Here is a 26,738-nt window from a genome sequence, read left to right on the forward strand (position 1 = left end):
CTCCGAGGACCGCAGACCTAGTGCCAGCCTATGCCCGCCAACCTCAGGTAGGCTGCGAATCCGGCCTTGGCCCCTGCATATCGATGGGGAAGGGCCTGGCGGCCCTTCCCCAAATCTCCGAAAGCCGGTGCTTATTTAATCACGGGCTCTTCTACGGCAGCGGGTTCCGGCGGAGGAGCCTTCCCCTTTCCTTTACCGATCCAGCCGTTCGCGCAGCCGCTCAGGCTGGCAACGGCGAGGGTAGCAACCATTACAATCAACATCCTGCTCATCAAGCAATCCTTTCCCCAGGGGCGGAACAGCCAATAGAATCGCCACAAATAAAACGATATGCAGCCCCACCAAGTTAGCTGCGATCTACACCAACGCCTAGTGCAGAAATGACACAGTTGGCACCCGGCTGCAGGCAACAGCTTTGCGGTGACGTGCCGGCAGGGCTCACATCCAACGGAGATCAGGCCTGCCCACCATCAAACAACCACCACCGTCGTGCCCAAAGGAGTACGTTCGTAGAGGTCAATGATGTCGTCATTTATCAAACGGATGCACCCGTTCGATACCGCTGTGCCTATCGTCCATGGCTCGTTTGTACCATGTATCCGGAAGTGGGTGTCGCGCCCGTCGCGATAGAGATAAAGGGCACGCGCACCAAGCGGGTTGTTTGGTCCGCCAGGGACCCCCCCTGCATACTTCACCAGGCGCGGCTTGCGCCTCATCATGCTGGCGGTGGGTGTCCACGACGGCCAGTCCGCCTTGCGGGCGACGGTCGCTGTACCCTTGAACGAAAGTCCCTGCTCGCCGACGCCGACGCCGTAGCGCGTCGCCCACCCGTCGGTCTCGACGGCATAGAGAAAACGTTGCGAAGTATCGACGACGATCGTTCCAGGCGGCTCGTTTCCGTCGTACCGCACATGCCGCCGTCGGAAACGAGGATTGAGGCCATTCCTTGGTCCGAACGCGGATGAAATCGGCTCCGCCACCTGTCGTAGCGTCGACGTACATCCGGAAAGCATCAGAGCCAGACTACCCAGCACGAGCCCCCGGCGCGCAATGTGGTGTTCTTCCATTTCTACCTGCTAGGAAACTGGTCAATCTACCCCGCCCTCGTCTCTACCATTCCCGGGCCTGCGGGCCAAGTCTCGCTGTGTGGTGGCAAAATGAATTCACAGGATTGACAAGCGAATTGGAGCGAAACTTCTTGCGATAACCGTCTGCCTCTGTTCGGTTATGTCACAATGGGCATAGGACAGAGATGATGAAGCCTGACTTCCATGGTAAAGTCGCGATTGTGACCGGCGCAGGCTCCGGAATAGGAGCGGCTGTTTCACGGCAACTCGCGCAAGAAGGAGCCGAGGTTGTTGTTGCCGACCTTGATGCCGAGGCCGCGCACTGCAAAGCCGCCGAAATAAGGTCGCAAGGAGGCAGGGCCTACGACTTTGCGGTCGATGTCACGGATGCGGCAGCCGTCGAAAAGCTGATCGAGTTCACTGTCCAGAAATGCGGCGGACTGGATATGGCGGTAAACAATGCAGGTATCGACGGCGTTCGAAAAGCAACGGCAGACTATCCGCTCGACAACTGGCACAAGCTTATAAACGTCAATCTGAATGGCGTCTTCTACAGCATGAAGTACGAAATCGCCGCCATGCTGGATCGAGGCGGAGGCGCCATCGTGAACATGTCCTCGATTCTCGGTTCCGTAGGCTTGCCAACTGCGTCCGCATACACGGCAGCGAAACACGGGGTCGTTGGACTGACCAAGGTTGCGGCGATTGAATATGCGAGGATGGGCATCCGGATCAATGTCGTCGGCCCCGGCTGGATCGAAACGCCGCTTCTATCGGAGCAAGTGGAGGCATTAGCCACGCGGCGCATGGCAGCCCTTCAGCCGATGGGCAGACGCGGCAAACCGGAAGAGGTAGCGGCTCTTGTGTGCTTCCTGTTGTCCGATCAGGCCAGCTTTATCACTGGGAGCTACCATCTGGTGGACGGAGCCTACACCGCCCATTAGGTGCACTGGCTGTCCCCACTCGTGCTGGCTGCTGTCAGGGTGATGACGCCGCAGATCGCTGAGCTGCCCGCACTGCACTGCCTGAGATGGCACTGTTCCCGCGTCGCGAGGGAGGCCGAGCCAGCCCCGGTGGCGGCGCGACTTGCCGACATCCTGCTGCAGGTGGCGGTGGAATCGCCTGCCCGAAAATGTGCAGGCGCTGCCCGCGGGCCGCCTGCGGAGCGCAGCCTGATGCTGGCGCCCAGAAGACGCGCAGCTCAGCGGCGTTTCTTCGCCTTGCCGGCGAACGGATTTTCCGAGGTGCGCAAGGCGATGCGGATCGGCACGCCGGGCATGTCAAAGGCTTCGCGCAGGCTGTTCGAGAGATAGCGGACATAGGATTGCGGCATCGCGTCCGGCCGTGAGCAGGACACGACGAAGCCCGGCGGGCGCGTCTTGGCCTGGGTGACATATTTGATCTTCAGCCGCCGCCCTGCCACGGCGGGCGGCGGATGATGCGCCAGGATGCCTTCCAGCCAGCGGTTGAGCTTGCCGGTCGAGACGCGGCTGTTCCACACTCTGTGCGTCCTGATGACCGCATCCATCAGCTTGTCGAGGCCACGCCCGGTCTCGGCCGAGACCGGCACCGCCTGCATGCCGCGCGCCTGCGGCAACAGCCGCTCGGTCTTCTCGCGCAGTTCCGCCAGGAGTTCCTGGGGGTGGTCGATCATATCCCATTTGTTGAAGGCGATCACCGGCGCGCGGCCCTCGCGGATGATCAGGTCGGCGATCTGCAGATCCTGCTTCTCGAAGGGAATGGTGGCGTCGAGCACGATGATGACGATCTCGGCAAAGCGGATGGCGCGCAGGGCATCCTGCACCGACATGACTTCCAGCTTTTCGTGGATCCTGGCCTTGCGGCGCATGCCGGCGGTGTCGAACAGTTTCAGGCGGCGGCCATGCCAGTCCCAGTCGACGGATATGGAATCGCGGGTGATGCCGGCTTCCGGTCCGGTCAAGAGCCGCTCCTCGCCGATCAGCGCATTGATCAGGGTCGATTTGCCGGCATTTGGGCGACCGACGACGGCGATGCGCATCGGTTTGGTATCGTCATAGCTCGGCTCGGCATCCGGATCGGTGATGTCCTCGCCGATCAGTACCTCGCTGGCGGCGGTCTCTTCGCCGGCATCCTCTTCTTCTTCGCCGAAGGCGCGCGCCTCGCCCAGTGCTGATATCACCGCATCGCGCAGATCGGGCAGGCCCTGGCCGTGTTCGGCCGAGACCGGGATCGGCTCGCCAAGGCCGAGTTCCCAGGCCTCCAGCATGCCGCCCTGGGCGCCGCGCGCCTCGGCCTTGTTGGCGACGACGACAACCGGTTTGCCGGACTTGCGCACGATCTCAGCGAAGGTCTTGTCGTCAGGCATCAGCCCGGACTTGGCGTCGATCGTGAAAAAGATCAGGTCGGCTTCGCGGATGGCGATCTCGGTCTGGGCGCGCATGCGACCCGGCAGCGTCGAAGCAGCAGCATCCTCGAAGCCGGCGGTGTCGATGACATCAAAATGCAGATCATAGAGCTTGGCGGCATGGACGCGACGGTCGCGGGTGACGCCCGGCGTGTCGTCGACAAGCGCCAGCTTCCTTCCCACCAGACGATTGAAAAGGGTTGATTTGCCGACGTTAGGCCGGCCGATGATGGCGACTTTGAACGTCATGCGGCCCTACATCTGCCAGCACGTCGTCCCAAAACCGCTGCACACTTTTGGGCGACATGCATCTGCCATGCATGTCGTTGTCCCAAAACCGCTGCACACTTTTGGGCGACATGCATCTGCCATGCATGTCGTTGTCCCAAAACCGCTGCACACTTTTGGGCGACATGCATCTCCCATGCATGTCGTTGTCCCAAAACCGCTACACACTTTTGGGCGACATGCATTACGACACGCTGCCCGACCCACGGATCAGCTCGGACATCAACGTCGCCCGCTCGCGCGCGTTGCGCGGGGCGCCGTCATCCGAGGCGATCTGGTCGAACAGTTTCAGTGCGTCCGTCGCCTTGCCTTCCTTCCAGGCGGCAAGGCCGAGCGCCTCGCGCGCGGTATGGCGCAGCGGATTGGTGTCGGCGGTGAGCGTCTCGACGCGGCTGGAGACATCGGCGAACGAACCGTGGTCGACGAGCAGCAGCGCTGCCCTGATGCGCGCCATGTCGCGAAGGCCTGATGGAATGTCCGTGTCGGCGGCGACCTCGTCGAAGTCCTTGACGGCGGCGGCGACATCGCCCTTATCCGCCTTGACGGTTGCCGCGCGCATGCGGGCGAGCAGCGGATAGGCGCCGTAGCCATCCTTTTCCAACGCAATGAGGGCAGTCAGCGCTTCGTCGCTCTTGCCCTCATTGGCAAGCTTCAGCGCCTGCGAGAAGGCGTCGCCCGAGCGATTGGCGCGAGTCTCGTCCCAATAGCGATAGCCGACGAAGGCCGCGGTGCCGACCACCACCAGTATCGCAAGCGCAAGCAAGGCAGGACCAAAACGGTCCCATAGCGCATGCGCCTGATCGCGACGCATCTCTTCGTTGACTTCGCGGATAAAACTGTCGTCCGACATCTCAAAACCATCCTGCCCGCCCCCAGGGCGGTTTAGAGCGACGTGCGTCCATGGAAAGTACGCTCTAACACTTTGAATTTGCGCATCGTGCTTCCTGAAAATCAATTCTGCTTTTCAGGCCGATGCGGTAGCCCGCGTTTTAGCGAAATTTTGCCGGCATGGAAGGGGTTGGACAGGAAAATCGGCTAATCGCCGACACGTGGCCGCCCGAGGCAACCGCACCCGCGCCACATTTCGCCGATAGCCGGTGCTCGAACCCTCCTCCAATCCAGATCAGATGCTAATGCCTCGTTCGTCCCGCGTTGTTGCATTCTCCATCGCGTCGCTCGCTGCAGCGGGCGCCGCTGTCGCCGATCCGCCCGCGGCGCCACCGCCGGCAAGGCCGAAGCAGGCGGTCATCATCTCGTTCGACAGCGCAAGCGATATTTCGCAGTGGAAGCGCAGCCGGGCGCTGGCCACGCGCACCGGCGCCCATTTCACCTACTTCGTGTCCTGCGTCTTCCTGCTCTCGCCGGAAACGCGCAAGGCGTACATGGCGCCCGGCAAGACATCGGGCAAATCCAACATCGGCTTTGCCGCCTCGAAACAGGACGTCGCCGACCGGCTCGATCAGATAAACCTTGCCGTCTCAGAAGGCCACGATATCGGCAGCCACGCTTGCGGCCATTTCGACGGCAAGGACTGGAGCAAGGCCGACTGGCTGAGCGAGTTCGGTTCGTTCAAGCATATTCTCGAGAACGCCTATTCGATAAACGCTATTACCGCTGAACCCGCGGGTTGGCGCGAAATCGCGCGCAAGGCGGTCGGCTTTCGCGCGCCCTATCTGTCGGCAAACAAGGCGCTCTACGAGGCGCTGCCAAACGCGGGCTATTTGTTCGATGCGAGCGGTGTGTCACGCGGCCCTGCCCGGCCACCGACCAGCAACGGCATCACACGCTTTTCGCTGCCGCAGATCCCGGAAGGTCCTGACACAAGGCGGGTGATCGCGATGGACTACAATCTCTATGTCAGGCATTCCGGCGGCTTCGAGCGGCCAAGCAAGGCGGACGAATTCGCCAACCGGACCTATGACGCCTTTCGCGCAGCCTTCGACGCTCAATACCAGGGCAAACGCATTCCGCTGGAACTCGGCTTCCATTTCACACTGATGAATGACGGCGCCTACTGGCACGCGCTGGAGCGCTTTGCCGGCGAGGTCTGCACCAGGCCCGACGTCGAGTGCATCAGCTATCGCGACTATGTTTCGCGGCGCGATGGCGGCCAAACGCAGGCGTCGGTGGGCGGCTGGATCCGGAAGTGACCGCCGCCCGCCACTGTTAGCTCACCGGCTGATCCTCAGGGCGCAAGCCGGCTCGCTCTCGCTCCAGATAGTGCTGGTCGATTTCCGGCAGCGGCGCCCCTTCAAGCGTCGCCTCGAAGGCGCGCAGGCGCTTGTAGATGGATATCAGCTCGACGATAGTCGGCCAGGAATTCACGAGATATTGGAACGAAGTGGCGACTTGTGAAAAGGCGGTGACAATTTGCTGGAAAACGCCAAATGTTATCTTGCCGATTGCCAAGGTTGGAACGAGAATAAGCGTAGCGAAGACGTTGTCGACTTGAAGGTATAGATAGCGGACCATGTCGAAATAGACATAGTGTGCATAGAGAGTGAAATAGTTCTTGCGAACATTTCTGAAAAGCTCGACCAGCGTTGGTGGCTGCGCTCGCGCCGTGTCGTCCTCACCGAGGACAAGTTCCTTGCGCAGAGCGGCTTCAACACGCTGATTACGAAATTCCAGCCCGGGTAGCTTGACGCCGACGACTGCCAACAAGCCGGTGCCAAACAACGACCAGGCGATCGCAGCAACAACCAACGGATAAGGGATTGCTCCGATTATGGGGAGAGTTGGAACATGGAGAGAAAGGGATGCCAGCAAGGGTAGAAAGGCAATCAGAGTCATGATGGAGTCGATGAAGTTCACTCCGAGCCCCTGCATTGTGCCCGAGAAGCGCATCGTGTCGTCCTGAACGCGCTGCGACGCCCCTTCGATATGGCGCAGCCTCGGCCAGTAAGCGGTAAAATAATCGTTCATCGCCGTACGCCAGCGGAAAACATAGTGCCTGACGAAGAAAACATTCAGAACGGCAATGGTCATATAGACCAGGGCCAAAGACAGAAACTGCCATACTCCGTAGTAAAGCTCGGCAGGCGCAACGGACCCGGGCGTGGTGAGCGCCTTCTGCACCATGTCGTAAAACATGCCGCGCCAGTCATTGAGCGCCACACTGATCTGCACGATGAAATTGGTGACGAAAATAATCAAAGCAGAGCCAAGGATCGACCAGTTCTGCCAACGGTGTGGGGCATACAGCGACCAAAAAAGGTAGAATACGCCCATACCGGCGAAGAAATATGCGTAGAACCAGAGGAATGCCGGCGTCAGGAATCTTATTGGGCTGATGACGGGTGCGGCCCGCGGATCGACCGGCGGCATCCCAAGCATCGTGCCAAGGTGTTCGCCGCCGAAAAACCACAGGAGGACGAGCAGAAGGCTCCAGACGGCGGCCGAGATGAAAAAAAGCTTCGGCTGCGGGAAGAAGGATACAAACACTGTGGGGAAATCCTCGGTCGATGCGCAAATCAGCGGCGTTGCTGTTCAGCGGGCATAAGGTCACACATCGATCGGAATGAAAATGGCCGGTGCGTGATGCCCGGCCCCGAGCAAGACCACAATCATGGCGATTTTGGCGCAGCCGACCAGATGACTGCGCCGGAGACAAGCAGGACGGCGGCGGCCACAATCGATGCGAGGAAGAAGTCGCCCGAGGCTTCGGCAAGCAGCCCGGCGACGATCGGACCGATGATCTGACCGAGGCCGAACGAGGCCGTCATCGACGCCAGGATCCGGCGTGGCGCTTGCGGGGCAAGCTGCCTTCCGGTCTGCAGGCCGAGCGCGGTGATGGCGATGAAGGTCCCGCCAAGCAGAAATCCGCCAAGCAGCGGCCCAATGTGTCCACCGACGGCCACGCTCGCGGTGACGCCGACCACCTCGACAAGACACCCCAAGGAATAAGCCTGGTAGAGCCCGATCTTTCCTGCGATCTTCTGCCAAAGCCAGACCGAGGGAATCCCGGCAAGGCCGGTGACCATCCAGACCACGGCTTCGAAGACGCGGCCGCCGCCGCCTTGCCGGACGATGGCGACCAGAAACGTCGCTGTCACAATGTAGCCGAAGCCGAACAGGCCGTAAGCGACGATGATTTTCATCAGCGAGCGGTCCTTCGGCAGCGCCGGTTCGCGACCATCGGCGCCGTTGGCGGTCGCAGTGCTGCCGAGCAGCAGCGCCACGACGGCAATGGCGCAGGCTGAGATCGCGGCGGACCAGAACCAGCCCGCCGTCCAGCCAGCCTGTTCGGTGACGAGGATTGCCATCAGCGCCGAGGACGCCGCTATGCCGAGGCCGACGCCGCCGAAATGCAGCGCCTGCAGGTCGTTTCGGCCGGCCACGGCGAGATGGCCGAAAACGATGCTGGACATGAACACCAAGACAAAGGCGCTGGCCACACCGGCAAGAAAGCGGATGACTAGAAAGGCTGCCATAGTACCGGCCAGGCCCATCAGCCCGGTGAGGACTGCGGTGGCGGCAAGACCTGTCAACATCAGCAGGCGCTCGCGACCGTGCGCCCAGCCGCCGACGGCCGCAAGCGCACCAATGAGATAGCCGAGATAGTTGGCGGATGCGATCCAGCCGGCATCCGCCGGCGACAGACCTAATTCCTCCATCATGCCGGGCAGGATCGGCGTGTAGACGAAGCGGCCGATGCCCATGGCGACGGCCAGGGCAATCATGCCGGCGAAGGCGAGACGCAAAGGGGATGGCAACGCGGTTTTCATTGCAGTGCACAATAGGTGCACGAGCCTGTCAAACAATCCGCTTGTGTTGGGCCAGAACGGCTCGCAATGGCTGTTGGCCAGTGTCCACCGCAGAGGGCCGGCCCGCTAAATCTGTTTCATCAGCCGCAGCCGATCTGCCCGGTGCCCGTCTCGTAGGCAGTGCGCCGGGCCGTCAGCCTGAACGGCACGTCGCCGAGTTCACGCTCCGACATGGTGTCGAGCACAGGATGCGACAGCGGATCGGTCGCCCATCGGGTGGTCTCGCTTTCGTACGACCGGCTTTGCTCTGTGCCGGCAACGGAAAAGCCCCTGAGCAGTGATAAAATCTTCATCGGATTTTCCTCTACAGGTCTGCTTATTTCCTTAAAATCTGCCGTCCCGCCTTATGTTTCAATTGAGATTTCAACCGTCCCGGTTTAGAAAAACTGTATGGCAATGCTGAATCGTGTCCACCTCAACGGCCTGCGCGCCGTGGAAACCGTCGCCCGCCTGGGATCGCTTTCGGCTGCGGCGAGCGAACTCAACGTGTCCGCCAGCGCCGTCAGCCAGCAGGTCAAGCGAACGGAAGAGCAACTCGGCCAGGCGCTGTTCGAACGAACGACGAGTGGTCTCTTGCTGACCGAATTCGGCACCGTCTTCACCGCGCGGCTCGGAGCTGGGTTCCGCGAGCTCGCCCAAGCCGTGGCGCTCGCCGACGAGGCCTCCGAATGCACGCTGGTGGTTTCGGTGGCGCCGGCTTTCGCGTCGAAGTGGCTGCTGCCGAGGCTGTCACGTCACTTCGCCCGGCATCCGAACGTGCTTTTGCGCATCGACGCCTCGGTGCGGATTGCCGATCTCGACCGCTCGGACATCGACATCGCCATCCGGCTTGGCGACGGGACGTGGCCGGGTGCGCGGGCGGAATTGCTGCTAGCACAGGAGGTCTTCCCGGTCTGCGCCCCGGTGATCGCCGACAAACTGAAATCGATCGGAGATCTTGCCCTGACCTGCTCGATCACCGACGAACGGGCGATGATCAGTTGGGAAAGCTGGTTCGAGGCCGCTGGGGTTAAGCCGATCACCTTCCTCAAAGGCGCGCGCTTCACCGACCCGATGCTGTGCCTGGAATCGGCGATCGCCGGCCACGGCGTCATGCTCGGCTGGCAATTGCTGGCTGCCGACGCGCTGGCCGACGGCCGCCTTGTCGCCCCCTTTGGCGTCCGCGCCCAGAGCGGGCTCGGCTATTGGCTGGTGACCTCCGCCACCAAGACCGAAAGCCGTAAGGTCAGGGATTTCAAGGTCTGGGTCCGCGAAGAGATAGCGGCGACCATGGCGCGTTTCGGGTCGCTCGCCAGCGCGAACTGACCCCCCCGCGTGCAATCGCGGTGGAAAGGAGAGCAGTGCGGGTCTATGTAAGAACCAGACCCCCACATCACGGCAGGCAGGACCATGACCACACATTCGCGCGGCGTTTCCGCAACGATCGACCCGGTGAAGCTCGACAGGCTGGCGGAAGTCGCCATCAAGGTCGGGCTGCAATTGCAGCCAGGGCAGGACCTGGTGCTGACATCGTCGATCGCAGCACTGCCTTTGACGCGACGGATCGTCGAGCATGCCTATAGAGCCGGCGCCGGCCTCGTGACGCCGATCTTCAACGACGACGAGATGACGCTGGCGCGCTTCCGCTATGGCGCCGATGCCGGCTTCGATCACGCCGCCGGCTGGCTCTATGAGGGCATGGCGAAGGCCTTCGCCAACAATGCGGCGCGGCTGGCCGTGCGCGGCGAGGATCCGTCGCTGCTGTCGGCACAGGATCCGGCGAAAGTGGCGCGCGCCAACAAGGCGAACTCGATCGCCTATCAACCGGCGCTGGAGAAGATCACCGGCTTCGACATCAACTGGAACATCGTTGCCTACCCCGACCTGGCCTGGGCCAGGCAGGTGTTTCCGGGCGATACCGACGACGTCGCCGTGGCGAAGCTCGCCGACGCCATCTTTGCCGCCTCACGGGTTGATGTGGACGACCCGATCGGCAACTGGAAGGCGCACAATGCGGCTCTGCGCAGCCGCACCGAATGGCTGAACGGCCATAATTTCCATGCGCTGCATTTCACCGGACCCGGCACCGATCTGACCGTCGGTCTGGCCGACGGCCATGAATGGATGGGCGGCGCCTCGACCGCCAGGAACGGCATCACCTGCAATCCCAACATCCCGACCGAGGAGGTTTTCACCACGCCGCATGCAAGGCGCGTCGAAGGCCATGTTACGAGCACCAAGCCGCTGTCCTACCAAGGCACGCTGATCGACGGAATTGCGGTGCGTTTCGAGGCAGGCGGCATCGTCGAGGCCAAGGCCAGCCGCGGCGAGGGTGTGCTGAAAAGAGTGCTCGACACCGATGAAGGCTCGCGCCGTCTCGGCGAGGTCGCGCTGGTGCCGCATTCCTCACCGATCTCGAAGAGCGGCCTGCTGTTCTTCAATACGCTGTTCGACGAGAATGCCGCCTGCCACATCGCGCTCGGCCAGTGCTATTCGAAGTGCTTCGTCGACGGTGCCTCGCTCAGCCAGGACGAGATCGCGGCGCGTGGCGGCAACAAGAGCTTTATCCATATCGATTGGATGATCGGTTCGGACAAGATCGACATCGACGGCGTCGGCAAGGACGGCAGCCGCGTACCGGTCATGCGCAAGGGCGAGTGGGCGTAAGGAGCCGCCAGCAAGCCGTCTTGGCGGTCAACCCCGGAGTTGACGATGAAACTCGATATCAAGGTCAAGCGCATCTACGAGCCGCCCTCGCCTGGCGATGGGCAGCGGGTGCTCATAGACCGCGTATGGCCACGCGGCGTCCGCAAAGAAGACGCCGCGCTGACGCTATGGCTGAAGAACCTCGCGCCAAGCGATGAATTGCGCAAATGGTTCGGCCACGAGCCAACGCGCTGGATGGAATTCCAGCAGCGCTATCGCGGCGAGCTCGACAGGAACAGCGATGCGGTCGGCCAGTTGCGCGCCCTGCTCGACAACGGCCGGGTGACGCTGCTCTACGGCGCCCAGGACGAGCTGCACAACAACGCAGTGGCTTTGGCTGACTATCTGCGTCTAAGGGGCTGAGGCAGCGCGCACGCTACCGGCCGTTCGCCGGTATAGCGGTGCCTTTTCGATATCAACCTCGGGGGGCAGCAGTCTTTGCGTTCACCCTCTCAAGCAACGCTAGTAATCCCTTTAGAATTTCGATTGGCGATGGCGGGCAGCCCGGAATGTGCAGATCGACAGGCAGTACCTCCGACACGCCGCCCACGACTGCATAACTCCCGGCGAAACAGCCACCGTTCATGCCGCAGTCGCCAAGCGCGACCACCCATTTGGGATTGGGAGTTGCGTCATAAGTCCGTTTCAGTGCCTCGCGCATGTTTTTGGTGACCGGCCCTGTGACAAGCAGCACATCGGCATGGCGCGGCGACGCGACGAACCGGATTCCGAAGCGTTCGACGTCATAGAAGGCGTTGTTGAGCGCATGCATTTCGAGTTCGCAGCCGTTACAGGAACCAGCGTCGACCGCCCGGATCGACAGGCTGCGGCCCAGTCGCTTGCGGGCAGCGCCGTCTAGCGCGCGCGAGAGTTCGTCGATCGCCGTCTGGCTCGCCTTGGGCGGACGCTCTGTGAGTGGGGGCCGCGTCAGGCCTTCAAAGAGGTGCTTGCGCATGGCGGAATGCCTTAGAGATCGTGACCGGAGTAGGAACAGTTGAACGATTTGTTGCAGAGCGGAAAGTCGGCGACGATGTTGCCCTCAACGGCCGCTTCAAGCAGCGGCCATTGAAACCATGACGGGTCACGCAGGTGACAGCGCTCGACCATACCGCCTTCGCCAATGCGCAGCCAGGCCAGAATGTCGCCCCGGAACCCCTCGACCAGCGCCATGCCTTCACGCGGCCCGCCTGTCTTGGTGACGCCTGTCTGGGCAACGCTCGCCTCGGCGACATCGACGCGGATCGGGCCGCCAGGCAGCCTTTGAAGGATCTGCTCGGTCAGCGATAAGCTCTGCTCGACCTCGCGGATGCGGATCCAGACGCGCGCATTCACGTCGCCCTCCTGGAGGAGAGGGACGTCGAAGGCGAGTTCGTCATAAGGCGGGAAGCCTGGGCTGCGCCGCGCATCGAACTCTCGGCCGGAGGCGCGGCCGACATAACCGCCCGCTGCGTATTGCCGGGCAAGGGCCGGCTTGAGCCGACCGGTCGCGACGGTCCTGTCCTGCAGCGACGCCGTGTTGTCGTAGAGTTCGACCAAATGAGGAAACCGCTGCCTGATCTCCGTGACCACAGACCGGACCGCGGCCGTCCCCTCTTCGCTCAGGTCGCTTGCCACCCCGCCAGGCACGATGCGGTCGCGCATCAGGCGATGGCCGAAGGCCGCATCGCTGGCACGCAAGACGCGTTCGCGCAGCACGCCGCAATGGGCATGCATGAGCACGAAGGCGGCGTCATTGCAGATGGCGCCGATATCGCCGAGATGGTTGGCAAGACGCTCGAGTTCCGCCATCAGCGCCCGCAGCCAGACGGCACGCAAGGGCACTTCGACGCCGAGCGCCGCTTCGACCGCGCGAGCAAAGGCCAGCGAATACGCCACGGTGCTGTCGCCGGACGTCCTCCCCGCCAGTTTGGCCGCGCGCTCGACAGGCGAACCTGCCATCAGGCCTTCTATGCCCTTGTGCACGTAGCCGAGACGCTCTTCCAGCCGGACAACTATTTCGCCGCTTGCCGTGAAGCGAAAATGCCCCGGCTCGATGATGCCGGCATGCACGGGCCCGACCGGGATCTGGTGCAGGCTTTCGCCTTCCGCGGGAAGGAAGCGGTAAGAGGCCATGGCTGGCGCATGAGCCGGCGCTGCTGATGCTTCCGCCGCCAATGCCCCCGCTGCCAGGGGATGACTGACGCCCCATTGGCCGTGATCGAGCCAGCGTCGTGTATCCGGAAGTCCTTGCGGCAGAAGCCCGAACAGGTCCGCGGCGGCGCGCTCGAGGCGCAGTGCCGGCGGATGCCGCTGGCCGACCGATGGGTAGCGGCCGCCGGCGCATTTCAGGCTGATGACACCGATGTCTCGAACCGCGTCGAGAAGCGCCATGTGGACGGTGTCCGGTTCGGCCCAAAGACCGAGCAGGCTCCAGTGGCCCGCGGCAAGCTGCTCGACGGCAAGGTTCCAGATTTTCGGAGCAACCACGGCGCGTCGCCAGGGAGCGTGCTGTTCGACAGGACGGCCCGCCTCGATGAGGTCGGTCAGCGCGGGCATCTTTCTTTTGCTCATCCGTTTCATCCCAGGATGGTCGCGACGTGCTGGAACCAGGTGACCAGAGGCGCCGGCAGGTAGATGCCGGCGCCAAACACCAGGGCCAGGTGGGAATACATCGGCACGTAGGATGCCTCGACGGGCGCGGTGCCGCCGCGCGGCTCGCCGAAGGCGACGCCAGTCAGCCGCAGCAGCAGGGCGCCGAAGGCGATGAGAAGCCCGAACACCAGTGGGATCGCCAGAAGCGGCTGCCTCGCAAAGGTCGAGCTGACGACCAGGAATTCGCTCATGAAGATGCCGAGCGGAGGCAGGCCGGCAATGGCAACGACGCCGATGACGAGCCCCCAACCGAGTCCGGGATGCGTTTCCGTCAGCCCTCTGATGTCGGCGATTTTTTGTGTTCCCTTGACCTGCGCGATGTGCCCGACCGCGAAGAAGATCGCCGACTTGGTCAGGCTGTGCATGACCATGTGCAGCAGGCCGGCGAAGTTCGCGAGCGGGCCGCCCATGCCGAACGCGAACACGATGATGCCCATGTGCTCGATCGAGGAGTAGGCGAACAGGCGTTTGATGTCGCGGCGGCGGTAAAGCATGAAGGCCGCGAAGATGAGCGAGGTGAGCCCCATTGCGACCATCAATGGTCCCGGGGCTATCGCCTCCGGGCTTGCCGCGAGCAACAGCTTGAAGCGCAGCACGGCATAGAGTGCGACGTTCAGCAGCAAGCCCGAGAGCACCGCCGAGATCGGCGTCGGGCCTTCGGCATGCGCGTCGGGCAGCCAGGCATGCAAGGGAGCAAGGCCGACCTTGGTGCCGTAGCCGAGCAGCAGAAAGACGAAGGCGACGTTGAGCAAAGCCGGGTCGAAATGCGCCGCCTGTTCGATGAGCACCGTCCAGACCATGGCGTTGGTGCCCTCGCCGACGACCGGCTGTGCGGCCATGTAGACGAGGATGGTGCCGAACAGCGCAAGTGCGATGCCGACGCTTCCCAGGATGAAATATTTCCAGGCGGCCTCCAGCGCTTCATGCGTGCGATAGATGCCGACCATGAGCACGGTGGTCAGCGTCGCAAGCTCCACCGCCACCCACATCAAACCGATATTGTTCGACACGAAGGCGAGGTTCATGCCGAACATCATGACCTGGTACATCGCGTGATAAAATCGCAGGTTCGGCGCGGTCAGCCGGCCGGTCTCCAGTTCGTGCGCAATGTAGGAGGCGCTGAACACGCTGGTGGTGAAGCCGACGAATGTGTTGAGCACGATGAAAACGATGTTGAGATCGTCGACGAGCAGGTATTGGCCTGGCTGCGGCCGATCGGTGACGAACAGCGACAGCGCGGCGAGCAAGGTCAGGAAGCTCGCGGCGACATTCAGGCCTGCCGACATCCGGTAATTCGGCAGCGCCGCCAGAAGTGCGGCCGCGCCGACGGGTATCAGCAGGATGGCGGCCACCGCGTCGAAGGGAGCGGTCAACGGCGTTCTCCCCTGTAGTCGTCGAGCGCGCCGACATCCACCGAGTCGAACCGCTCGCGGATGCGGAACAGGAAGACACCGATGACGATGAAGGCGATCAGGATCGAGAAGGCGACGCTGATCTCGACGACCAGCGGCATGCCCTTGGCGCCGGTGGCGGCCAGCACCAGGCCGTTCTCGAGCGACATGAAGCCGACAACCTGGCTGACGGCGTTGCGGCGGGTGACCATCACCAGCAGGCCCAGCAATATTATCGACAGCGCGAATGCGAGATCCTCGCGGGCGAGCGGGTCGGCTTCGGGTGTGACCCGCAGCATCAGCACCATCGACAAAGCCACCAGACCGATGCCGGCAAGCATGGTCGGACCGATGCCGACGGCGGTCTCGATGTCGCGGTGGATGCCGAGCCGCTGGATGATGCGATGAAGCCCGACGGGAATGACGATCGCCTTGAAAATGAGGGCGATCGCCGCGGTGACATAAAGGTGATGGGCGTCCTGGACGTAGGCCTGCCAGGCCACGGACGAAGCGAGCACGATCGCATGAAGCGCAAAGACGTTGATCAGCGCAAACAGGCGATCCTGATACAGCATCATGAAACTGACCAGCACCAGCCCACCGGCGAGCAGATGAGCGATGTCGAAGGTGAGACCGTTCATCAAAGGCTCCGTGAGACGAACAGCAAGAGCGTGCCGAGCAGCGCCAGCATGAGGGCGGCACCGAGGAAGTCCGGGACGCGGAAGACGCGCATCTTGGCGATGGCGGTCTCGAACACGGCAAGCAGAATGCCGCAGGCGGCAAGTTTGCCGATGTAGATAACGACGCCCAGAGCATAGGACCCTGGTCCGGCCCGAGCGGTCACCAGCCCCCACGGAATGAAGACGCAGCAAATCAGCGACACATAGAGCAGCAGCTTGAGGAAGGCGGCGAACTCGATCATCGCCAGATGGCGGCCGGAATATTCCAGGATCATCGCCTCGTGAACCATGGTGAGTTCCAGGTGGGTGGATGGATTGTCGACCGGTATGCGGGCGTTTTCGGCGAGCGCCACCATGACGAGAGCGATCAGCGACATGCCAAGAGAGACCCGCAGGCCGACATCCGGCGAAGCCATGACGGCGGCGACGGTGGAGAGTTGCGTCGCGCCGGCGACGAGCGCCAGGCTGAACACGATCAAAAGCATGGCGGGCTCGGCCAATGAAGCGATCATCACCTCGCGGCTCGCGCCGATGCCGCCAAAGCTCGTACCGACATCCATGCCCGCCAATGCCAGGAAGAACCGCGCGCTGCCGAGCAGCGCGACAATGGCGATGAGATCGGCGGTCCAACTGAAGGTGAGGCCGGTTGCGAATGTCGGGATGAGCGCGGCGGCGACCCAGGTGGCGGCAAAGATCAGGTAGGGTATGACGCGAAACAGCCAGGATGCGTTGTCCGCCAGGACGACCTCCTTGCGCATCAGCCGCAGGAGATCGCGGTAGGGCTGGAACAGCGAAGGTCCCCGGCGGCGCTGCAGTCTCGCCTTCACCTTGCGCACGAAGCCGGTCAGCAGCGGTGCCAGCAAAAGCACCAGCACCATCTGCGCGCCCTGGACGGCCAGTTCAAGGATCAGGGCCATAGCGCGAGCACCAGAAGCAAGGTGACGAGGTAGAGGAAGACCAGGGTCAGATAGCGCCGGATGGTCAGGAACTGCAGATGGTTCAGCTTCTCGGTCGCATAGCCGACAGCGCCAGCGATCGGCTGGTAAAATGTCTCCCAGATCACATCGTGGATTTCCACAGTGAGGCGTGCCGGCCCGGTGGCGCCCGGTGGTGGCATTTCCACCTTTTCCCGGGCACGGAATGCGAATGTGCCGAAGACGCGGCGAATGGGCTGCGCGAAACTGACGGCCGTATATTGCGCGGCCGGCGTGACGTCGGGAAAGCCGCAACCCCATGCGGGGCCGCGACGCAGCGCATGCGAGGCGAAGCGGTGAATGACGAACGCCGCAAGCGATGCGGAGATTGCAATGAACACAAACACCAGCAGGCCGTTGTAGGAGCTGCGGCTCTCGGCGATCGGCACGATCGACAGCCAGGGCTGCGCCATCTGCACCGGCATGCGGTTGCCGATCAGCGAAAGCGTCACCGGTGACAGACCGTCTATGATCAGGCCCGGCAGAATGCCGGCAAGCAGACAAAGGGCCGCGAGAACGAACATTGCCGCCAGCGAGTAGCGGTCGACCTCCTGCGCCTGCTCCACCGCCGCGGAGCGTGGCCGGCCGAGAAATGTGATACCGAACGCCTTCACGAAACAGGCCGCGGCCAGCGCCGCCGACAGCGCCAGCAGGCCACCGACAGCGGGCACCATCACCTTCAGGCCCCATTGCGGCAGATCGGGGCTCTGCAATATGGCCTGGAAGGCCAGCCATTCGGAGACGAAGCCGTTGAAGGGCGGCAGTGCTGAGATCGAAACGCAGCCGACGAGAAAGACAAAACTGGTTAGCGGCATGCGATGGATAAGACCGCCCAGCTTCTCCATGTTGCGCTCGCCGGTCGCCGTCAGCACCGCGCCCGCGCCGAAAAACAGCAGGCTCTTGAAAAAGGAATGGTTGAGAACGTGGAACAGCGCGGCGGTGAGCGCCAATGCTGCGGCCGACGGCATCGCGTTGGCCTTGAAGGCGAGCGCGAGGCCAAGGCTAACGAAGATGACGCCGATGTTTTCGATGGTGCTGTAGGCAAGGAGCCGCTTGAGGTCCTTCTCCATCAAGGCGTAGAGGATCCCGAGCACCGCCGTCAGGCCGCCAAGGAAAAGCACGACGACGCCAGACCACCATGCCGGCTCACCGAGCAGGTCGAAAATGACGCGTATGAAGCCATAGACGGCGACTTTCGTCATGACACCGCTCATCAGGGCCGAGACATGGCTTGGCGCCGCCGGATGAGCAAGCGGCAGCCAGACGTGGAGCGGGACAAGGCCGGCCTTTGAGCCGGCGCCGAGTAGTATGAGAACCAGGGTGGCGGCAGCGACGAACCGGCTTGGCTCGGCGGCTCGCATCGCGTCGAATGTGTAGGTTCCGTCCGGTCCAGCCAGCAGGCCGAAAGCGAGCAGCAGCGCCAATGTGCCGAAGCTCGCCATCACCAGATAGATGTAGCCTGCCCGTGTATTGTCCTGTTCGCGATGGTGCGCCATGACGAGCGCCCACGAGGCGAGCGACATGAACTCCCAGGACAGCAGGAAGGTGAAGGCGTCGTCGGCCAGCACGACAAGATTCATGCCGGCAAGAAAGGCCGGGAAAAACGGCAGCACCCGGTGCGGCGCAGGTTCGTGATGGCCGTAGCCAAGCCCATAGAGGCTAGCTACCGCGCCGCCCAGATTGACGACGACCAGAAAAAAAGCCGACAGCGCGTCGAGACGGAAATGAGCGCCGATCCACGGCAGTCCGAGCGGCAGCGTAACAGTGGATACGCCGGCAGGATCGCCTGTCAGCCCCGCTGCGGCGATCGCGAACATGACGGCCGAGATGCCGAGGATTGCGCCATAGGCCAGATGCGTCGCCGAGCCGCGCCGACTGACAGCGACGGCCACTATGGCGGTTCCCAAAAACGCGGCGACACCCCACAAAAGGAGGGCAACGATCGACATCACGGCAGGCTCCCGCCTACCTCGGCTTCCGCTTCGCCGACGCCGGAAATCCTTGCCGGATTGAGGCCCGCCTTCAGCCGCACGCCCCGTCCGCCAGCCTGGCTGGTCGCGCCTTCCCCGATCAACTCGATGCCGGCAGCCTCAAGTGCTGCAATCAATTTCATCAGGGAATCGACATTGCCCCGGATCATCGCCTCGCTGGCTTCCATGCGCTGAATCGTCGGGACCGAAAGGCCGGACAATTCGGCAAGCCTGCGCTGGTCGATACCGAGCAGCGCCCTGGCGGCGCGCAATTGTGGTGCAGTTATCACCGGAGACCCTTCGGCTCAGCTTTGACATATGATGTCTCAGCGTTGCAGCATACATTGAAATGTTCTATCGTCAATTACTGATGTGTGAGGCATCGATTTTGATGGCGACCCCTGAACCACATCGCCCGGAATCCAGAAGCAGTCGAAGATTCTCTCGACATGGACGATGCCGCGGCTGCAGCATCGCCTTAGGCAAGAGTGCAGTCACCCGCAACGGCTGCTCCCGCGTGCAGTTAATGTATCCTCGTGTAATACCGGTCATGGTAGCGGCTGACGACCTCGGCCGCCTCGTGGTCGGACCACTAATCATTGATCATCCGGTCGCGAATCCCCTCAGGCGACACGCAGTTCCGTGGCCGCATCGAAGAGATGTACCTTGCCCGGCAGTACCGAAAGGTTGATCGCGGCGCCGGCGTTGCGGCGCTGGTCACGCGGCACCACGGCGACAGCGTCGTATCCCGCCACGCGCAAATGAATCTGAACATCCGCGCCGGTCGTTTCGGACAGCACGACCTCGCCCTTGATCTCACCCGCATCCGAAATGCCGAGATCGTGTGGCCGCACGCCCATGATGACCTTTTGGCCTGGCTTCGCCTTGATCTGCGGTGACAGGCCGATCGACACGCCTTCGGCGACGAAGCGAGGACTGCCGCCGGCGGTCTCGACAGCGCCGGCGATAAAGTTCATCGAAGGCGAGCCGATGAAATCAGCGACATATTTCGAGTTCGGACGCTCGTAGACCTCGTCGGGCGTGCCGATCTGCACGATCCTGCCGGCGTGCATCAGCACGATCTTGTCGGCCATCGTCATCGCCTCGATCTGGTCATGGGTGACGTAGATCGTGGTCGTGCCGAGACGGTTGTGGAGTTGGCGGATTTCCACGCGCATATGTGTGCGCAGCTTCGCGTCGAGGTTGGAGAGCGGCTCGTCGAAGAGGAAAACGGCCGCATTCCGCACCATGGCGCGGCCCATGGCGACGCGCTGGCGCTGGCCGCCCGACAGTTCCTTGGGGTAGCGGCCGAGGTAGGGCGTGAGATTCAGGATTTCCGCCGCCCATTCGACCTTCTTCCTGATCTCCGCCTTTGGCACGTTCGCCACTTCCAGACTGAAGCCGATATTGTCGAACACCTTCATTGTCGGATAGAGCGCGTAGTTCTGGAACACCATCGCGATGTCGCGATCGCGCGGGTGAACATCATTGACCCGCCTGTCGCCGATCAACAGGTCGCCGTTGGTCACGCTCTCAAGCCCTGCTGTCATGCGCAGGAGCGTGGTCTTGCCGCAGCCCGACGGGCCAAGAAGGACGACGAATTCGCGGTCGGCAATGCCGAAGGAGATGTCCTTCATCACCTCGACATGCCCGAAACTCTTGGCGATGTTCTTATATTCTACGGTAGCCATTCTCTCTCTCCAGAAGCCCGGATTCGGGTCGTCAGTATTTCTGCCTGGTCGGCGTGATGACGATTTCCTGCACGAGAGCGTTCTGCGGCATCTGGTAGGTGTGCAGCATGAGGTCAGCGACGTGCTCCGGTCCGATGCCGCCGCCGATCTTGAGCTTATTGGCCTTGTAGTTGGCGAGCGTCTGCGGATCGAGGACGCCGCTCAGAACTTCGGTTTCGATCACCCCGGGCGAAAGCACGACCACGCGGACGTCATAGTCGGAAAGATAGTCGCGCAGCGATTCCGACACGGCGTGAACGAAGAATTTCGTCCCGCAGTAAACGGTATGATCCGGATAGATTTTTCGGCCGGCGATCGAACTCATCATGAACAGCGTTCCATGACGGCGCTCCATCATGCCCGACATCACGGCGTGGACCGAATTCAGCACGCCTTTCGTGTTGATGTCGATCATCTCGTCCCATTCCTCGGGCGGCTGGCGGCCTATGTCGGCAAGACGCGCGATGCCGGCATTGGCAAAGAGCATGTCGACCGGTCCGTATTCTGCTTCCGCCTCCTTCACGGCGGCTGCGATTGCGGCGCGGTCGCGGACGTCGACCTGCCGGGCCATGCTGTTGGGGAGGTTCAGCGCCTCCATGCGCTCCAGACGGCGGGCCATCATCAGAACAGGATGGCCGGCGCGCGAAAACACCCTGGCGACCGCCTCGCCGATACCAGAACTCGCTCCTGTCACTGCTACGAGCTGTTTTCCAGCCATTGCTTTTCCTCTTGGGGATTGTCGATACCCGGGGTGGCGGCCTAAGGCCGCCACCCCGGGAACATTCAGCCCTTGGCGACGAGATCGTCGACCTGGGTTTTCAGGGCGTCGAGCGACTCCTTGGCCGAGCCAGACTGGCCGGCGAAGTATTTGCCCAGTGCAACCGGGATCATATCGCTCGAGAGTTCTGCCCACGCCGGCAAGTCGGGCTCGGATCCCATGTAGTTGGCGATGGTGTCGCGCACGACCGGCAAATGGCGGGTCGTGCCGGCGCCGACACGCGCATTGGCCAGCACGCGCGGATCGTCATAGACGCTGGTGCGCGTTGGGCCCGTACCGCCGCCCAGAACGGTTATCAGCGCCTGGGTATCGGCTGAGGTCGCCCACTGCATGAAAATCCAGGCGGCGTCCGGGCTCTTCGAGTATTTCGACACCGCGAGCGAAGAACCGCCCTGGTGACCAACGCCCGGAATTTCGCCGAATCCGGTCTGCTCGACGGTGCGCAGCGTGGCGGCAGGTTTCGGCGGAACCATCGCTTCCATCAGACCGGAGACCTTGGAGGCCTTGGGATCGTCGAAGAACGGGAAGAATTCGCCCCAGGACAGCATCGAGGCGGCGACGCCCTGGCCGACCGACTGGCCCTCGCCATCCCATGTCCAGCCGTCGACCCCGGGCGGCATCGTCGCCTTGAGCTTGTCCCAGTAGGCCATGGCGGCCAAGCCGGCTTCGTCATTGCCGGTGAACTTGCCGTCGGGGCCGAAAATCGAACCGCCATGACCCCAAAGCCACGCCGTCCAATCGCATTCGAGGCTGTAGTGGCCCGATTTCATCTGGCCGCTGGTGCCGTACATGTTCGGGCCCTTGGCGTCGGTGATCGCCGCGGACGCCTGCAGCAGATCGTCCAGCGTCGCCGGAGGCGGCAGCTTGAGCTCGTCCCAGACGTCCTTGCGGTATTGCATGATGAAGATCGGGATGTCGTAGGGCACGCCGACCATGCGGTCCTCGTACATGGCGATACCGTCGACGAGCGGCTTCAGGAAATCGTCGATGTTGTAGTTCGGCATTGCCAGGTCGGCGTTCTTGAGCTGCTCGCGCGGATCGAAGACGTCCTGGCTGAAGCTCGCCGCCCAGCTCTGGTCGATATAGTAGAGGTCGTAAGTGCCAAGGCTCGATGCAACGTCGAGCGTCAGCTTCTGCAGCACCTGCTCGAGCGGCAGCACTTCGATCTCGACCTTGATGCCGGTCGCCTCCTCGAAATACTGCTTGAGCTGCGTGGCGATGGCATTCGACGGCGGCGTCGATTCGGTGGCGAGACGAAGCGTCGTTCCGGCAAAGGGCTTGCCGACATCCGAGAGCCATTTGGTGACTTCGGCGCTGGGCTTTAGTTCCTGTTCCTGAGCCGATGCATGACTGATGCCGTAGAACGGACGTCGTCCCAAGCCCATGCCGAGCGCGCCGGCGCCGAGGCCGAGCATGCTTGCTGCGCGAAGAAACGAGCGCCGATCCATCTGTCCGCGAACGAAGCGATCGGTGACAGAGGCAAGATGCGCCTTTCTGATGCTGTCTTTCATTGTCTACTCCTCCGGTTTAATTCGCGATTTTCACAAGGCTGCGAATTCGAGCCTCCCATCTATTGTTTCAACGACCCCATCGTGAGACCGCGCACGAGGTGCTTTTGAACCAACAGAATGAAGATGAAAGCGGGAATGATGGATGCGGCGCCAAGCGCGGCCATGTTGCCCCAGGCGGTGCCGATCGAGGTGACGAAGGTCGACGAGACGACAGGCACGGTCTTGAGCGACGTCGTGGTCAGGGTCAGCGCAAAGAGGAATTCGGTCCAGCTGAAGATGAAGCAGAGCACCGCCGTGGCGGCGATGCCGCCCTTGGCCATCGGCAGCACGATCCGCCGGAAGATCATGAAGCGGCTGGCGCCATCGACGATCGCGCTCTCGTCGATCTCGGAGGGAATGTCGTCGAAGAAGCTCTTCATCAGGAGGACGGCGAGCGGCAGGTTCATCAGCGCGTGGATCAGCACCATGCCGGTATAGGTGTCGATGAGCCCGAAATTCTTGTAGATGAAGAACATCGGAACCGCGACCGCGACGGGCGGCATCATGCGCGTCGACAACACCCATCCGACGAAACTGTGCCGGCCGCGGAAGTTCATGCGCGACAGGGCATAGGCAGCAAGCGTGGCGATGACGACGGCGAGCACGGTCGACAGCGTCGCGATCACGATCGAATCCCAGACGCGGGGCGCCATGTAGAAATTGCCGCCGCCCGGCGTCACGGTGATGCCGCCGCTGCCGAGCGAGATCCCGAACACCTTCTGGAAATTGTCGAAGGTCGGGGTGAAGGCGAACAGTTTTGGCGGGCGGTTGAAGATGTCATTGCCGTGTTTGAACGCCACCGACGTCCAGTAGTAGATCGGAAAGAAGAAGATTGCGACCACGACCCAGGCGGCGATGGTTCGAAGCATGCGCGTCGAGAAGGAGCCGTTCATTCTACCATCTCACCTTCGCGATACGGATGAAGAGGTTGGCAATGACGAGGATGATCACCAGGGTGACGAGGCTGAGCGTGGCTCCATAGCCCCATTTTACGAAGCTGAACGTCTGCTGCCATGCATAGAGGGAAAGCGAATAGGTCGACGCTCCCGGTCCGCCGGAGGTCATGACGAAGACGTAGTCGAAGACCCGGAAGAGATCGATGCCGCGGACCAGGACGGCGATCGCGATCACCTTCGACATCATCGGCAAGGTGATGCGCCGGAAAATCTGGAAAGACGACGCGCCGTCGATCATCGCGGCCTCATAAGGCTCCGGCGGCAGCGCCCTGAGACCGGCAAGGAAGATGAGCACCATGAACGGCGTCCACTGCCAGATCTCCGCGACGAGAACGCCGGCAAGCGCGGTCGACGCCGTGGCGAGGATGGGGTTGTTCGGATTGAGCACCCCGATCGACTGCAGGACGTAGCTGATCACCCCGAACTGCGGATCCTCCATCAGCAGATACATCATGCCGACAATGGCCGGCGGGATGACAAGCGTCATCGTCAGCACGCCGCGCAGGAATCCGAAACCGAAGCCGTCGCTGTCGAGGAGCAGCGCGATCGCCATGCCGAGCACCAGTTCAAAGACCAGCGCGATGGCGAAATAGGTGAAGGTGATGACGAGCGACTGCCAGAACCGCGTGTCGTTCCAGAGCTGCACCCAGTTTTCCGTTCCGACGAATTCGAGCGCCCGCCTGCGCGGGACAAACTCGTGGAAGCTCAGCCAGATGTTGTAGATCAGGGGATAGACGGTGAAGACAAGCAGGATCGCCACCAGCGGCAGCAGCCAGGGCAGCGGGTGGTCCGAAATGACGAAACGTCTGGCTTGGGCAACCCGCACGCGTTCCTCCCGAACCGCTTCGTTTTGCGATGCACAAATGTTCATATCTTGTGCATTTGTTCAAATGCTATATCGTCACCATGTCTGTGGCAAGCACTTGTTGGCCGGCGACAGTGGCATTCGGACGGATGCGCCACCTGCAGCGGAGGACCCTCATGACGTCGATCGGTCTGCTGGCACGGGTTGCCCATCAATATTTCGTGCTGGGCGAAACGCAGCAGGCCATCGCCGAGCGGCTGCAGATCAACCGCACCAAGATCCACAGGCTGCTGGCCGAGGCGAAGGAGCGCGGCATCGTCTCGATCCGCATCAACGCCGGGACGTCCCAGGCGCTCGAAATGGAAGAACAGCTCAGGCGGAAGTACCGGCTCGACATATGCAGCATCACGCCCGATGACACCGGGTCGGAGCTCGGGCTCTCCGAAGTGATCGGCATCTATGCCGCGCAGACCGTCGAGACGCTGCTCAGGGACGACATGACGGTCGCCATGGCGTGGGGCCGTACCATGAGATGGCTCGCCTCCAACATCGAACCGGTGGCGCTCAGGAACGTTACCGTCGTGCCGCTTCTCGGCTCTCTGTCGCGCCGGTCGTCGATCGACAAATACGACGCCGCCGCCGTCTTTGCCCAGCGCACTCAGGCCGAATCCTATTATCTCCCTGGACCCATCATCTGCGACAGCCGCGAAAGCCGCGAGACGATCCTGCAGCAACCGAGCGCGCGCGAGGTTATCCAGAAGGCGCTGAACGCCGATCTTGCGCTGATGAGCGTCGGCGGCACAACCAGCTCGACGCTTCGGAGCGTCGGTTATATGACCGACGAGGAATTCGACGACGTCCTGAGACTGAAGCCGATCGGGAACTTTCTCGGCTACTTCTTCGACCGCAACGCCGAACTCGTCGACCATCCCGTCAACGAACGCATTGTCGGGGTTTATCCTCTCGACACGCTGAACATCCCCAAACGCATCCTCGTTTCCGGCGGAAAGAACAAGGTCGGCATCATGGCCAAGCTCCTGGAAAAAGGGTTCTTCACCGGCCTCATCACCGACCAGGAGACGGGCAGCTCGCTGTGACATCCCCCGGCCGGCATCGCGCTGGCAGCCGAAGGTGCTGTGCGGTTTTGCCTGGAGCGTTGCGCTCGCTTTCATCTGAAAGCAGACTGGCATCGAATCTTCCGTCCCTGGTTCTGTTTCGCCTGCAGAACATCCTTTGCGTCTTTGCGGGCGGCACATTTCGCGCCGGCTGATCAGACCACCCCCGACCTCCGGTTTGCCAGGATCACATCGGCAATCTCGACGAAGCCGCGGCCACCTCGCCACCTGGCGACGAAAGCGGGTTCGGCGTCGATCTTTCCCTGGAAATCCACCACATTCGCGACCCCGAACGAGTTCGGAAAGAACCCGAACATCGGGGCGTCGTTCGGGCTGTCTCCGACGAATGCATAGGCCTGCCTTTCAGCATCGAGATCGGTTCCCAGCCTCTCGCTCGCAAAGCGGCGCGTCATCGACAGCTTGTCGTATCGGCCAAACCAGCCGTTCACATGGATCGACGAAATCTTGGCGACAGCGCCGGCCTGCTCGAAAAGCTGCTTGATGCGCCTGGCATCGGACAGCGGCAGCGCCGGAACATCCTCGCAAAAGTCGATGGCCAGATCGGCTTCGCGATATCGCTGGTCGGCGGATACTGCCGACCCCGGCACTTCCTGGACAATGCGCTTTTCCAGTTCGGTGAGCCTGCGCCTGTTTTCCCGGCGTTCCTCAGCGCTCGCCGCGAAAACCCGGATCATCTTTCGCGTTGCCTGATCATAAGCGAAGTAAAAGGCGCCATTTTCGCCGACCACGCCGGTCACCGGCCAGAACCGGGCAATCATGTCGCACCAGCCTGCCGGTCTCCCGGTAATGGGAGCAACGACGAGGCCCGCCTCGTGCAGGCGTTCGAGCGCATGGTAGGCATCAGCCGGAAGACGACCCTCGGTCGTCAACGTGTCGTCGATATCGCAGAAGACGCCGCGAATGCGCGACGCAGTTTCGGGTGCGAATTCGGCGAGGTCGCGCATC

The 26,738-nt window shown here is 62.2% G+C and carries 26 protein-coding genes; 6 read left to right on the forward strand and 20 right to left on the reverse strand.

The window, feature by feature from the left end; translation table 11 throughout:
• Window positions 1–131: 131 nt before the first annotated feature.
• Together AC0NIE_RS29700 and AC0NIE_RS29705 are read right to left on the reverse strand one after the other, a co-directional pair.
• Window positions 132–272 (reverse strand): ABC transporter, encoded by a 141-nt coding sequence (locus AC0NIE_RS29700; protein ID WP_082982116.1) that lies wholly within the window; start codon window positions 270–272, stop codon window positions 132–134.
• A 198-nt stretch (window positions 273–470) separates the two neighbouring features.
• Window positions 471–1,067 carry a L,D-transpeptidase gene (locus tag AC0NIE_RS29705; protein WP_473487682.1) on the reverse strand — a complete coding sequence of 199 codons (597 nt, stop codon included), beginning with the start codon at window positions 1,065–1,067 and terminating at the stop codon, window positions 471–473.
• A 188-nt stretch (window positions 1,068–1,255) separates the two neighbouring features.
• On the opposite strand from AC0NIE_RS29705, the gene AC0NIE_RS29710 reads away from it, so the two are divergent.
• Window positions 1,256–2,011 carry an SDR family NAD(P)-dependent oxidoreductase gene (locus AC0NIE_RS29710; protein WP_473487696.1) on the forward strand — a complete coding sequence of 252 codons (756 nt, stop codon included), beginning with the start codon at window positions 1,256–1,258 and terminating at the stop codon, window positions 2,009–2,011.
• Between the two features lie 257 nt (window positions 2,012–2,268).
• Here the strand turns inward: AC0NIE_RS29710 and der are convergent, their stop codons facing one another.
• Complete coding sequence (der, locus tag AC0NIE_RS29715; protein ID WP_473487683.1) at window positions 2,269–3,702, reverse strand: ribosome biogenesis GTPase Der; 1,434 nt, start codon at window positions 3,700–3,702, stop codon at window positions 2,269–2,271.
• A 223-nt stretch (window positions 3,703–3,925) separates the two neighbouring features.
• Window positions 3,926–4,591, reverse strand: a complete 666-nt coding sequence (locus AC0NIE_RS29720; RefSeq protein WP_473488233.1) for a tetratricopeptide repeat protein — start codon at window positions 4,589–4,591, stop codon at window positions 3,926–3,928.
• A 283-nt stretch (window positions 4,592–4,874) separates the two neighbouring features.
• Between AC0NIE_RS29720 and AC0NIE_RS29725 the strand changes: the two genes are divergently transcribed.
• Window positions 4,875–5,891 carry a polysaccharide deacetylase family protein gene (locus AC0NIE_RS29725; protein WP_473488234.1) on the forward strand — a complete coding sequence of 339 codons (1,017 nt, stop codon included), beginning with the start codon at window positions 4,875–4,877 and terminating at the stop codon, window positions 5,889–5,891.
• A 16-nt stretch (window positions 5,892–5,907) separates the two neighbouring features.
• Here the strand turns inward: AC0NIE_RS29725 and sbmA are convergent, their stop codons facing one another.
• From sbmA to AC0NIE_RS29740, 3 genes are all read right to left on the reverse strand, one after another.
• Entirely contained in the window at window positions 5,908–7,185 is a 1,278-nt protein-coding gene (gene sbmA / locus AC0NIE_RS29730) for a peptide antibiotic transporter SbmA (protein WP_473488235.1), read from the reverse strand.
• A 122-nt stretch (window positions 7,186–7,307) separates the two neighbouring features.
• Window positions 7,308–8,423 (reverse strand): YbfB/YjiJ family MFS transporter, encoded by a 1,116-nt coding sequence (locus AC0NIE_RS29735; protein ID WP_473488304.1) that lies wholly within the window; start codon window positions 8,421–8,423, stop codon window positions 7,308–7,310.
• A 164-nt stretch (window positions 8,424–8,587) separates the two neighbouring features.
• Complete coding sequence (locus AC0NIE_RS29740; protein ID WP_473488236.1) at window positions 8,588–8,800, reverse strand: hypothetical protein; 213 nt, start codon at window positions 8,798–8,800, stop codon at window positions 8,588–8,590.
• Window positions 8,801–8,897: 97 nt separating this feature from the next.
• On the opposite strand from AC0NIE_RS29740, the gene AC0NIE_RS29745 reads away from it, so the two are divergent.
• From AC0NIE_RS29745 to AC0NIE_RS29755, 3 genes are all read left to right on the forward strand, one after another.
• Window positions 8,898–9,812: a LysR substrate-binding domain-containing protein gene (locus AC0NIE_RS29745; RefSeq protein WP_473488237.1), complete on the forward strand. Its 915-nt coding sequence runs from the start codon at window positions 8,898–8,900 to the stop codon at window positions 9,810–9,812.
• A gap of 84 nt (window positions 9,813–9,896) precedes the next feature.
• Entirely contained in the window at window positions 9,897–11,153 is a 1,257-nt protein-coding gene (locus AC0NIE_RS29750) for an aminopeptidase (protein ID WP_473488238.1), read from the forward strand.
• 45 nt (window positions 11,154–11,198) lie between these two features.
• A complete protein-coding gene (locus AC0NIE_RS29755; protein WP_473488239.1) occupies window positions 11,199–11,555 on the forward strand; it encodes a DUF488 domain-containing protein in 357 nt (118 codons plus the stop codon).
• 52 nt (window positions 11,556–11,607) lie between these two features.
• On the opposite strand, the gene AC0NIE_RS29760 is transcribed toward AC0NIE_RS29755, so the two are convergent.
• The 12 genes from AC0NIE_RS29760 to AC0NIE_RS29815 form a co-directional block, all read right to left on the reverse strand.
• Window positions 11,608–12,147: an NADH-quinone oxidoreductase subunit B family protein gene (locus AC0NIE_RS29760; RefSeq protein WP_473488240.1), complete on the reverse strand. Its 540-nt coding sequence runs from the start codon at window positions 12,145–12,147 to the stop codon at window positions 11,608–11,610.
• Between the two features lie 11 nt (window positions 12,148–12,158).
• Window positions 12,159–13,727, reverse strand: a complete 1,569-nt coding sequence (locus AC0NIE_RS29765) for a hydrogenase large subunit (protein WP_473488305.1) — start codon at window positions 13,725–13,727, stop codon at window positions 12,159–12,161.
• A 20-nt stretch (window positions 13,728–13,747) separates the two neighbouring features.
• Complete coding sequence (locus AC0NIE_RS29770) at window positions 13,748–15,196, reverse strand: hydrogenase 4 subunit F (RefSeq protein WP_123147007.1); 1,449 nt, start codon at window positions 15,194–15,196, stop codon at window positions 13,748–13,750.
• On the reverse strand, window positions 15,193–15,855 hold the full coding sequence (locus AC0NIE_RS29775) for a hydrogenase-4 component E (RefSeq protein WP_123147006.1): 663 nt from the start codon (window positions 15,853–15,855) through the stop codon (window positions 15,193–15,195). Before AC0NIE_RS29775 ends, AC0NIE_RS29770 begins: the two co-directional genes overlap by 4 nt.
• Complete coding sequence (locus AC0NIE_RS29780) at window positions 15,855–16,811, reverse strand: respiratory chain complex I subunit 1 family protein (RefSeq protein ID WP_473488241.1); 957 nt, start codon at window positions 16,809–16,811, stop codon at window positions 15,855–15,857. The genes AC0NIE_RS29775 and AC0NIE_RS29780 overlap by 1 nt, the downstream gene beginning before the upstream one ends.
• Window positions 16,802–18,817 carry a hydrogenase 4 subunit B gene (hyfB, locus tag AC0NIE_RS29785; RefSeq protein ID WP_473488242.1) on the reverse strand — a complete coding sequence of 672 codons (2,016 nt, stop codon included), beginning with the start codon at window positions 18,815–18,817 and terminating at the stop codon, window positions 16,802–16,804. The genes AC0NIE_RS29780 and hyfB overlap by 10 nt, the downstream gene beginning before the upstream one ends.
• Window positions 18,817–19,128, reverse strand: coding sequence for a helix-turn-helix domain-containing protein (locus tag AC0NIE_RS29790; RefSeq protein ID WP_473488243.1), 312 nt, complete (start codon window positions 19,126–19,128; stop codon window positions 18,817–18,819). The genes hyfB and AC0NIE_RS29790 overlap by 1 nt, the downstream gene beginning before the upstream one ends.
• A gap of 333 nt (window positions 19,129–19,461) precedes the next feature.
• A complete protein-coding gene (locus AC0NIE_RS29795; protein WP_473488244.1) occupies window positions 19,462–20,529 on the reverse strand; it encodes an ABC transporter ATP-binding protein in 1,068 nt (355 codons plus the stop codon).
• A gap of 31 nt (window positions 20,530–20,560) precedes the next feature.
• The gene (locus AC0NIE_RS29800; protein ID WP_473488245.1) at window positions 20,561–21,286 is read right to left on the reverse strand and encodes an SDR family oxidoreductase; all 726 of its coding nucleotides are present in this window, start codon (window positions 21,284–21,286) and stop codon (window positions 20,561–20,563) included.
• Window positions 21,287–21,351: 65 nt separating this feature from the next.
• Window positions 21,352–22,857 (reverse strand): ABC transporter substrate-binding protein, encoded by a 1,506-nt coding sequence (locus AC0NIE_RS29805; RefSeq protein ID WP_473488246.1) that lies wholly within the window; start codon window positions 22,855–22,857, stop codon window positions 21,352–21,354.
• 59 nt (window positions 22,858–22,916) lie between these two features.
• Complete coding sequence (locus AC0NIE_RS29810; protein WP_292186594.1) at window positions 22,917–23,789, reverse strand: carbohydrate ABC transporter permease; 873 nt, start codon at window positions 23,787–23,789, stop codon at window positions 22,917–22,919.
• Between the two features lies 1 nt (window position 23,790).
• The gene (locus AC0NIE_RS29815) at window positions 23,791–24,678 is read right to left on the reverse strand and encodes a carbohydrate ABC transporter permease (protein ID WP_473488247.1); all 888 of its coding nucleotides are present in this window, start codon (window positions 24,676–24,678) and stop codon (window positions 23,791–23,793) included.
• Between the two features lie 155 nt (window positions 24,679–24,833).
• Here AC0NIE_RS29815 and AC0NIE_RS29820 point away from each other — a divergent pair, with 155 nt between their 5' ends.
• A complete protein-coding gene (locus AC0NIE_RS29820) occupies window positions 24,834–25,754 on the forward strand; it encodes a sugar-binding transcriptional regulator (RefSeq protein WP_473488248.1) in 921 nt (306 codons plus the stop codon).
• Between the two features lie 173 nt (window positions 25,755–25,927).
• Here the strand turns inward: AC0NIE_RS29820 and AC0NIE_RS29825 are convergent, their stop codons facing one another.
• Entirely contained in the window at window positions 25,928–26,737 is an 810-nt protein-coding gene (locus AC0NIE_RS29825) for an HAD family hydrolase (protein WP_473488249.1), read from the reverse strand.
• Window position 26,738 lies beyond the last annotated feature (1 nt).

Source organism: Mesorhizobium sp. WSM4842 (assembly GCF_055901575.1).

Bases quoted from the DNA above. Each gene is read 5' to 3' on its own strand.
- AC0NIE_RS29700 (WP_082982116.1), bottom strand. From the start codon at position 272: ATGAGCAGGATGTTGATTGTAATGGTTGCTACCCTCGCCGTTGCCAGC.
- AC0NIE_RS29705 (WP_473487682.1), bottom strand. From the start codon at position 1,067: ATGGAAGAACACCACATTGCGCGCCGGGGGCTCGTGCTGGGTAGTCTG.
- AC0NIE_RS29710 (WP_473487696.1), top strand. From the start codon at position 1,256: ATGAAGCCTGACTTCCATGGTAAAGTCGCGATTGTGACCGGCGCAGGC.
- der (WP_473487683.1), bottom strand. From the start codon at position 3,702: ATGACGTTCAAAGTCGCCATCATCGGCCGGCCTAACGTCGGCAAATCA.
- AC0NIE_RS29720 (WP_473488233.1), bottom strand. From the start codon at position 4,591: ATGTCGGACGACAGTTTTATCCGCGAAGTCAACGAAGAGATGCGTCGC.
- AC0NIE_RS29725 (WP_473488234.1), top strand. From the start codon at position 4,875: ATGCCTCGTTCGTCCCGCGTTGTTGCATTCTCCATCGCGTCGCTCGCT.
- AC0NIE_RS29735 (WP_473488304.1), bottom strand. From the start codon at position 8,423: ATGATTGCCCTGGCCGTCGCCATGGGCATCGGCCGCTTCGTCTACACG.
- AC0NIE_RS29740 (WP_473488236.1), bottom strand. From the start codon at position 8,800: ATGAAGATTTTATCACTGCTCAGGGGCTTTTCCGTTGCCGGCACAGAG.
- AC0NIE_RS29745 (WP_473488237.1), top strand. From the start codon at position 8,898: ATGGCAATGCTGAATCGTGTCCACCTCAACGGCCTGCGCGCCGTGGAA.
- AC0NIE_RS29750 (WP_473488238.1), top strand. From the start codon at position 9,897: ATGACCACACATTCGCGCGGCGTTTCCGCAACGATCGACCCGGTGAAG.
- AC0NIE_RS29755 (WP_473488239.1), top strand. From the start codon at position 11,199: ATGAAACTCGATATCAAGGTCAAGCGCATCTACGAGCCGCCCTCGCCT.
- AC0NIE_RS29760 (WP_473488240.1), bottom strand. From the start codon at position 12,147: ATGCGCAAGCACCTCTTTGAAGGCCTGACGCGGCCCCCACTCACAGAG.
- AC0NIE_RS29765 (WP_473488305.1), bottom strand. From the start codon at position 13,727: ATGCCCGCGCTGACCGACCTCATCGAGGCGGGCCGTCCTGTCGAACAG.
- AC0NIE_RS29775 (WP_123147006.1), bottom strand. From the start codon at position 15,855: ATGAACGGTCTCACCTTCGACATCGCTCATCTGCTCGCCGGTGGGCTG.
- AC0NIE_RS29780 (WP_473488241.1), bottom strand. From the start codon at position 16,811: ATGGCCCTGATCCTTGAACTGGCCGTCCAGGGCGCGCAGATGGTGCTG.
- hyfB (WP_473488242.1), bottom strand. From the start codon at position 18,817: ATGTCGATCGTTGCCCTCCTTTTGTGGGGTGTCGCCGCGTTTTTGGGA.
- AC0NIE_RS29795 (WP_473488244.1), bottom strand. From the start codon at position 20,529: ATGGCTACCGTAGAATATAAGAACATCGCCAAGAGTTTCGGGCATGTC.
- AC0NIE_RS29800 (WP_473488245.1), bottom strand. From the start codon at position 21,286: ATGGCTGGAAAACAGCTCGTAGCAGTGACAGGAGCGAGTTCTGGTATC.
- AC0NIE_RS29805 (WP_473488246.1), bottom strand. From the start codon at position 22,857: ATGAAAGACAGCATCAGAAAGGCGCATCTTGCCTCTGTCACCGATCGC.
- AC0NIE_RS29810 (WP_292186594.1), bottom strand. From the start codon at position 23,789: ATGAACGGCTCCTTCTCGACGCGCATGCTTCGAACCATCGCCGCCTGG.
- AC0NIE_RS29820 (WP_473488248.1), top strand. From the start codon at position 24,834: ATGACGTCGATCGGTCTGCTGGCACGGGTTGCCCATCAATATTTCGTG.
- AC0NIE_RS29825 (WP_473488249.1), bottom strand. From the start codon at position 26,737: ATGCGCGACCTCGCCGAATTCGCACCCGAAACTGCGTCGCGCATTCGC.